We start from the raw sequence: 7,971 nt of genomic DNA, 5'->3' as shown, positions 1-7,971 counted from the left end.
ATTGTTTGGAATAAATTTTCCAATTGGATTATTGTTTCATTAAGTGGATGTCTGTGAGAGATTTCTCTGACACCTCTATTTGCAGTTACATCTATTTCTTCTTCTTTTAATTTTATCTTTTTTTGTTCTTGTTTTAATTGTTCAAATTTATTGGACAATAATTCTTCAATTTCAGATCTAACTTCATTTGCTAATTGTCCCATAATCGGTCTTTCTTCTTTAGAAAGTTTACCCATATTTCTTAGAACAAGTGTCAAATCACCTTTTTTTCCAAGGACTTTTACTCTAATATCTTCTAAAGATTTTAAATCACTGGCATTATCGATTAAACCGACAGTTTCTTCTTTAATTTTTAAAATTTCTTCTTTCATTATTTTCTCCTTAAACAATAAAAAAATCCCTCATCCCCTATGGGACGAAAGATTGTATTTCCGCGGTACCACCCAATTTATGATAACATCACTCGTAAGTTTAACGCACTCTATACGGCTATATCAGCAACTTCAAAGCGAACCAACAAAATTCGATAAATATGTCACACCAACCCATATCTCTCTGTGTATCTAGTTTTGTATTTTCTTCTTCAACATTTTTAATTATTGTATAATATAACTACTAATTTGTCAATTTTGATAGGTAAAACATACTCAAACTTGCAGCTATTGAAGCATTTAAAGATTCTGTAACATTATCCATAGGAATTATCAAAAATTCATCAGCGTATTTTTTAATTTCATCACTAATTCCATTTGCTTCATTTCCAATTATTAGAACATGTTTTTCTTTGTCTTTAATTTCTAGAATACTTTTAGAATTCTTCTCCAATGATGTCTCGTAAATTTTGAATCCATTTGATTTATAATTTTCTAGCACATGTATGCTTTCATATGAAATATTTATTCTAAATAAGCTACCCATAGCGCTTCTAATAGTTTTCAAATTATAAATATCGCAACTATTGTCAGATAAAATAATTTTATTATAACCAAAAGCTTCAGCACTTCTGATTATTGTACCCAAATTCCCTGGATCGTTAATGCATTCCAAAAAAAGTATTTTATCTGTATTATTATGTTTTTTTTCAATAAAATCAACTACACAAATTATACCTTCAGGATTATTCATTTCGCTGAGACTGTTGAAAGTTTTTGAATCAAAAAAAACACAGCCATCAATCAAATCTTCCCCTTCTCTGAGTATTATTTGTTTGATATTTAAATTTGATTTAATCGCTTCTTCATAAAGCTTATAACCTTCTATTACAAACTCGTTAGTTTTATATCTATATTTCTTCTTATAAAGTGATTTTACGTGCTTGTATATTTTATTTGAAGTAGAGGTTATCATCTTTATCACCTGTTTCAGTAATTTTCTCCAAATCTTTATTTGATCCAATTACTATCAAGTAATCTTCAAACTTTACTGTATATTCTGGTGAAGGGTTGATATTCATTTCTCCATTATTCTTAACAGCAACAACGTTAATACCGTATTTACTTCTAATTCCGATATCTATGAAGTTCTTTCCTATCCATTCTTTTTTTGGAGTAATCTCTGCAATTGAATAATCATCTGTAAATTCAATATAGTCAAAAATTTGATCACTTATCAAACTCTTAGCAAGTCTTACTGCTGAATCATTTTCTGGAATGATTGCCCTATCTGCCCCTACTTTGAGCAAAATATTGCCGTGAAGAGTATCCTTAGCCTTTGTGATTACCTTCTTAACGCCTAATTTTTTACAAACTACAGTAGATAGAATCGATGCTTCAAAATTCGAAGATATTGCAACTATTGCCACATCGAAATTCCCAACACCAACTGAACTCAATGAATTTTCTGTCAAATGTTCAATATACACTGCGTGAGTAACAATACGACTCATTTCATCTACAGTATCTTCATTATTATCTATTAATAATACTTCGTGGCCTGTATTGGATAATTCAATAGCACATGCTCTACCAAATCTACCACAGCCAACTACTACAAATTGTTTCATAATTAAAACCTAACCTATTATAATATTTTCATGAGCTTCTTTGTAAGCTTTCTTGTTCTTTGTATTAGACAACGCAAATAAAATAGTTAATGATCCTACTCTACCTATATACATAGTGGAAATTATCAAAATCTTTGAAATAATATTTAAAGTTGGTGTTAAACTTCTTGTTAAACCAACTGTACCAAATGCGCTTACTACTTCGTAAACTACATCTAAATATTTTGCTTTATCTATAACTAAAATTGCAAATGTAACAAAAATTACCCAAACCATTGATAAAGTAATGATAGCTAAAGCTTTTTTTACTTGTGAAAATCTAATTCTACGGTTGAATACTTCCACATCTTCTTGACCTTTGATTTCGCTCAATGCCACAATAATTAACAGTGCAAATGTTGTCGTTTTAATACCTCCTGCAGTACCTGCTGGAGATCCACCAATAAACATATTCAATATAGACAAAACACTTGAACTGTCCAATAATTTTGATTGATCAATTGATGCAAAACCAGCTGTCCTTAAAGTCACAGCTTGAAAAACCGAATTAGATATCTTGTCTGCCAAGCTTAAATTACCGATTGTTTCTGGATTCAAAAATTCCATTGCTAAAATTAAAACTGATGTTATAGATAACATCAACACAGTTGTTGTAAGTACAATTTTTGAATGTAATGAATATTTCTTAAAATCAAAACCATTGTGCAACACATCAAGTATTACATTAAAACCAATACCACCTATTACTATTAAAAGTCCAATTACTAACAAAATAAAAAAGTTAGTATTTATATCAATTAAAGAATTTGGTCCCAGAATATCAAATCCCGCATTACAAAAAGCTGAAATTGAATGGAAGAAACTATAAAAAATTCCTTTGAAACCATACATTGGTATAAATTTCGTCATCAGTAAAAAAGCACCAATTGTTTCAATGGAAAAAGTAGATATCAGTATATATCTAATTAGTTTTACCATTCCTTGCATATCAATACTATTTGTTTGTTCTTTAATAATTAATCTATCTTTTAAAGTAATTCTTCTTCCCATGACAAGTGCAATTAAGGTTGCAAATGTCATAAAACCTAGTCCGCCCATTTGGATTAAAATGATAATAATTAATTTCCCCAAAACGCTCCAAGCGCTATATGTTGCAACTGTAACAAGACCTGTTACACATACGGCAGATGTTGCTGTAAACAAACAATCAATGTATGGAACTTTTGTTGCATTTTGACTTATAGGTAATGACAATAATAATGATCCTACTATAATCAAAAAAAGGAAACTTAGAATCAACACCAATGGCGGATTGTCTTCTAAATATTTTTTTAAATGTTTCATAAACAAATCATACTACAAAAGAATTTAAAAGTAAAACAAATTATTGAACATTTTACAAAAAAGAGTTACTTATTTATTCAAATAAATAACTCTTTGTAAAATACGATTATAATAATTTAATTCCCAATTTATCACATTCTTCTAACATATTTTTAGGCCAAATTGATGATTGAACTTCTCCAATATGAGCTTTTTGTAAGAAGAACATACAAATTCTAGATTGACCAATACCTCCACCTATAGATTGAGGAAGTAAATCATTAAGTAGCATTTGATGATATTCCAAGTTTTTTCTATCATTATTTTGTTTTTTGTCTAATTGATATATCAATCTATCTTTATCTACTCTAATTCCCATAGAGCTTAATTCAAGGCAATTGTCTAAAACAGGATTATAAACTAAAATATCTCCATTTAAACTCCAGTCATCATAATCTGGAGATCTGTCGGAATGAGATTTTCCTGATTTTAATGCATCACCAATTCCAATCAAAAACACTGATCCATATTTTTTTGTAATCAAATTTTCTCTTTCATCTGGAGTATTATCTGGATACATTTCTTCTAATTCATCAGTAGTTACAAAAGTAATTTCATCTCTAAGTATTTTTTCATAATCATCATAAGAATTAACCAACATTGTTTGTGTGTCCAAAAAACATTGATATATATTTCTTACAGTATCCTTTAAAAATTCAACGTTTCTGTCTTCTTTAGAAATTACTTTTTCCCAATCCCATTGATCCACATACAATGAATGCGTGTTGTCACAAATTTCTGATGGTCTGATGGCATTCATATCTGTATAAATTCCTTCACCAACTGGAATCTCATAATTTTTCAATGCAATTCTCTTCCATTTTGCAAGTGATTGGACGATTTCCAACCTACTCATCGAACCATCTTCCAAGAATTCAAAACCTACAGGTTTTTCGATACCATTTAAGTTATCGTTAATTCCAGTATTAGCTCTAACAAATAACGGCGCCGAAACTCTAGTCAAATTTAAAGTTTCTGACAACCTATATTGAAAAAAATCTTTGATAATTTTAATTGCTTTTTGTGTTTCTAATAAATCCAAAGAGGACTTGTATCCTTTCGGTACTTGTAATTCCATAAAATTCTCCTTTATTCAAAATTAACCATATTCTATTATTATATCAAACATACGAAATATGTAAAATATTTTTTTATCTGCTTTTGCCGCACTAAAAAAAGCACCTTGATAGATGCTTTTTGTACTATTCATTTTCTGCAGTTTCTATATTTTCTTCAGTCACTGGCTCAGTTTCATCAGAAGATTGCTTTTCAAATTCTTCGTTGTATTTATTGATAACTGCTACTTCAATTTTTTCTCTGGCTGGAGAACTAATTGGATGAGCTATGTCACGATATTTATCATTACCGATTTTTCTACTAGGCATAGCCAAGAATAAACCATCTTCACCTTCAATAACTTTGATGTCATGAATTACTATTTCATCATCAAAAGTAACAGAAGCGATAGCTTTTAATCTGTTATCAATATTTAATATTTTAACTCTAACATCTGTAATTTGCATAACCTCACCACCTTGTGTTTTATATATATAATTATACATCTAAAAAAGTCTTTTGTAAATAAATGTAAATATTAAACAAAACATTTATTAATAATATATTTTTGCGAGATTAAGATATCATTAAACATTAAGCATTGTCTAGTTTTAAATATATATTTTTCATTTTTTCTCCAATTCTCTGAACACTTCGTTCTTTAACATATCTATACGCTTCTTCAACAGTAGAATATTTGCCATTTATTATATTAATAATTTTATTTTTAAACTCATCATTGGTTTTTGCTTTGATAACTTCTTTACCATCAGTAAACATATCTTCGTAAATTTTAATGTCTCTTACCAAAACTTTTATTTTAGATGCAAAAGCCTCTAATAGTACAATTCCTTCTGTTTCTTCTCTAGTCATAAATAGAAACAAATCACTTCCATGATAACAGTCTACCAGTTCCTTTTGATCAACATATCCTGCCATAGTTACATTATTCGGTTTGTTTTTTATGGCTTTTTTAATATGAGTAGTCAATAGTTTTGGATTAGTGTACCCAAACCAAATAAATTTGTATTGCGGAAGCTTTCTAGCAACTTCTATAAAATCATCTAGTCCTTTTCTCTTCATCAAATGCCCAACAGAAATTATAACTTTATCATCATCTTTCAAATTATACTTATTTCGAAATCTCTTTCTGCTATCTTTGTCGTCTTTAAATTTGTCAAGATCTATTCCATTTGATAAGCTGTATATTTTCTTATTAATCCCATATCCTTCGAGTATGTTTTTCGAATATTGTGACGGAGTTATAATAATATCTCCAATGTTGTAGCAACTAATAATCCATTTTTTAAAAAGTCCGCTCAATAAATTTGCTCCACGAAAAGAATTTCTAAAATCTTCCATAGTAGAATGTCCATAATAAATAACTTTCTTCCCTTGCTTCTTTGCTTTTCGACCGAAACTTTTTGATTTTGGCATTATTGTGTTTATATGAACAATATCATAATCGTCATTTTCGTCTGTTGTGTAGTCAATATTATTTAGTTTCAAAGCTTTTTCCTGGTGTTCAATTGCTTGACCAACACCGCTTTGCTTTACTAAATCATAATCACCTTTGTATATCAAAATTTTCATCTATTATTAAATCCTTAATATCAGTTTCTTAAATAATACTTCTAGTCCCAATGAATAAAGCGCTATGGACATAGGCTTTCCTAATATAATTATCCAGAAATACTTTTTGAATTTCATTTTTGTTGTTCCCGCAATGTAGCATAACATATCATCTGGCGCAATCGGAAAAAATATCAAAGCTGCAAATACATTGTCAAACCTATTCTTTTTGGTAAGAATTTTGATGTATTTGTTATATGCTTTTTCTCCAAAAATCGCAACTATCAACGGAGTACCGTATTTTCTGCCAATAAAAAACACAATTATTGAACCTATACAAATACTTACATAGTTGTAGACAAATCCCATCCAAGATCCAAATAAAATTACTCCACCCAGGCAAGTAATTCCACCGGGGATTATCGGGATAATTACTTGCATTATCTGAAATAAAATGAATATCAGAGCAGCTGATTTGCCAAACTGATTCATGAAATCTTGAAACTTATCGATATCTTTAAGTATTCCAGTTTTCCATGCATAAATCATAACGCAAATACTTACTAATATTCCAATTGCATTTAGCACATGGATAATAATTTGAAATTTTCTGTTGTCAGCTTCAAGTATTTTATTTAACAGATTTTGCATGATCTTCAATTACCTTTTTATATATCTGTTCAATTTTATTTGCAAATGAATCTTCTGTATAGTTTTCATCTACTAATTGTTTGCAATTTTTACCCATTTCATCTCTAAGTTTTTCATTGTCCAAAATTTGATTTATATATTCGATAAATTCTTCTTCAGTATCGTAACCATAACCTGTTTTACCATCAATCAAAACACCATCTAAGCAGTCATCATGTCGGCAAATAATTGGTGTTGAACATGCCATTGATTCAATAAATGTCAGTCCTTGAGTTTCAGATGTCGAAGCTGATACGAATACATCTGATTGTGAGTAGAAGTTTCCTACTTTTGAAGAATCAATCATTCCTGTAAATATCAATCTATCTCTTATTTTTGAATTTGAGCAAATGTCTTTTAATTCTGAAAGAAATGGTCCTGCACCTGCAATAATAAACACAATATCATCTCTATCAATGTTTTCAAGATACTGAAGAATTTCGGTGATATTTTTTTCTTTACCAATTCTTCCAAGAAATAATACTATATGCTTATCTTCAGGAATTTTATAGCCACTTCGTATATCAAAATCGTCACATTCAGATAACTTTTTAACATTAATTCCAGTTGGTGCTACATATATATCTTCATGTATATTGTATTCTGTTAGCAAATTATATATTTTATTAGTTGGAACTACTACACCGTCAGTCATTTTTATAATTTGTTTCGTAAATTGTTTTGCAAGTTCCTTGCCAATTTTTTTATTTAAAGAAAAATAATGCGTGTAATCTTCATAAACAGTGTGGTACGTATGCAACAGAGGAATATCCAGATCCTTCGCAATTTTTTTTGCTTGGATAAACATAGTGAATTCTGTTTGTGAATGAACTATATCTGGATTCCAATCCATTATATCTTCGTAAAATCTATTATAAAATAACTTATTCATTCTGGCGTCCGGATAGAATTTTCCAGCTCCTAAAGAACCCATATAATAAATGTCGTCTTCTTGTTTTGAATTAAAACTATCTGAAAAAGTTAAAATCCTAACATCGTGTCCCAATCTATCTAAAGCTTTTTTTAAAGATTCAATAGATGTTACAACTCCATTTATTGTCGGTCTGTATGTATCTGTAGTTATTAATATTTTCATAAAACACCTTCCACCTAAAATTATAACATAAATGAAAGGTGTGTATTTGTTACAATATTATTACATTATATGCAAATCATGACCACCCGTAAAACGGGTGGTTTGTTCAAGGGCTATAAGCCCGAGTGATACCAACCAGCGTCTCAAGGCGCTGGTTTTCACTCCATTCAAA

The 7,971-nt window shown here is 29.4% G+C and carries 8 protein-coding genes, 1 pseudogene and 1 other annotated feature; all 9 genes and pseudogenes read right to left on the bottom strand.

What is annotated here, in order from left to right:
• Positions 1–371: pseudogene (gene pheS, locus KHW44_RS04120) on the bottom strand (phenylalanine--tRNA ligase subunit alpha); the annotation flags it as partial.
• A 37-nt stretch (positions 372–408) separates the two neighbouring features.
• Positions 409–596 (bottom strand) — a binding site (T-box leader).
• 19 nt (positions 597–615) lie between these two features.
• A complete protein-coding gene (locus KHW44_RS04115; RefSeq protein WP_304066313.1) occupies positions 616–1,347 on the bottom strand; it encodes an RNA methyltransferase in 732 nt (243 codons plus the stop codon).
• On the bottom strand, positions 1,325–2,002 hold the full coding sequence (locus tag KHW44_RS04110) for a TrkA family potassium uptake protein (protein WP_002836561.1): 678 nt from the start codon (positions 2,000–2,002) through the stop codon (positions 1,325–1,327). The genes KHW44_RS04115 and KHW44_RS04110 overlap by 23 nt, the downstream gene beginning before the upstream one ends.
• Before the next feature lie 9 nt (positions 2,003–2,011).
• Positions 2,012–3,346 carry a TrkH family potassium uptake protein gene (locus tag KHW44_RS04105; RefSeq protein ID WP_002836562.1) on the bottom strand — a complete coding sequence of 445 codons (1,335 nt, stop codon included), beginning with the start codon at positions 3,344–3,346 and terminating at the stop codon, positions 2,012–2,014.
• Between the two features lie 106 nt (positions 3,347–3,452).
• Positions 3,453–4,463 (bottom strand): aspartate--ammonia ligase, encoded by a 1,011-nt coding sequence (gene asnA, locus KHW44_RS04100; RefSeq protein WP_094203741.1) that lies wholly within the window; start codon positions 4,461–4,463, stop codon positions 3,453–3,455.
• 124 nt (positions 4,464–4,587) lie between these two features.
• Positions 4,588–4,908, bottom strand: a complete 321-nt coding sequence (spoVG, locus tag KHW44_RS04095) for a septation regulator SpoVG (RefSeq protein ID WP_035109536.1) — start codon at positions 4,906–4,908, stop codon at positions 4,588–4,590.
• 127 nt (positions 4,909–5,035) lie between these two features.
• The gene (locus tag KHW44_RS04090) at positions 5,036–6,034 is read right to left on the bottom strand and encodes a glycosyltransferase family 4 protein (RefSeq protein ID WP_304066304.1); all 999 of its coding nucleotides are present in this window, start codon (positions 6,032–6,034) and stop codon (positions 5,036–5,038) included.
• A gap of 6 nt (positions 6,035–6,040) precedes the next feature.
• On the bottom strand, positions 6,041–6,664 hold the full coding sequence (locus tag KHW44_RS04085) for a TVP38/TMEM64 family protein (RefSeq protein ID WP_002836568.1): 624 nt from the start codon (positions 6,662–6,664) through the stop codon (positions 6,041–6,043).
• Positions 6,645–7,799, bottom strand: coding sequence for a glycosyltransferase family 4 protein (locus KHW44_RS04080; RefSeq protein ID WP_304066298.1), 1,155 nt, complete (start codon positions 7,797–7,799; stop codon positions 6,645–6,647). Before KHW44_RS04080 ends, KHW44_RS04085 begins: the two co-directional genes overlap by 20 nt.
• Between the last annotated feature and the right edge of the window lie 172 nt (positions 7,800–7,971).

The sequence above is a fragment of the Finegoldia magna genome (genome assembly GCF_018371055.1).
Classification (GTDB): Bacteria; Bacillota; Clostridia; order Tissierellales; family Peptoniphilaceae; genus Finegoldia; species Finegoldia magna_I.
This window is presented reverse-complemented; position numbering and strand designations above follow the sequence as displayed.

Coding starts and splice junctions, on each gene's coding strand:
- KHW44_RS04085 (WP_002836568.1), bottom strand. CDS start 6,664: ATGCAAAATCTGTTAAATAAAATACTTGAAGCTGACAACAGAAAATTT.
- asnA (WP_094203741.1), bottom strand. CDS start 4,463: ATGGAATTACAAGTACCGAAAGGATACAAGTCCTCTTTGGATTTATTA.
- KHW44_RS04090 (WP_304066304.1), bottom strand. CDS start 6,034: ATGAAAATTTTGATATACAAAGGTGATTATGATTTAGTAAAGCAAAGC.
- KHW44_RS04115 (WP_304066313.1), bottom strand. CDS start 1,347: ATGATAACCTCTACTTCAAATAAAATATACAAGCACGTAAAATCACTT.
- spoVG (WP_035109536.1), bottom strand. CDS start 4,908: ATGCAAATTACAGATGTTAGAGTTAAAATATTAAATATTGATAACAGA.
- KHW44_RS04105 (WP_002836562.1), bottom strand. CDS start 3,346: ATGAAACATTTAAAAAAATATTTAGAAGACAATCCGCCATTGGTGTTG.
- KHW44_RS04080 (WP_304066298.1), bottom strand. CDS start 7,799: ATGAAAATATTAATAACTACAGATACATACAGACCGACAATAAATGGA.
- KHW44_RS04110 (WP_002836561.1), bottom strand. CDS start 2,002: ATGAAACAATTTGTAGTAGTTGGCTGTGGTAGATTTGGTAGAGCATGT.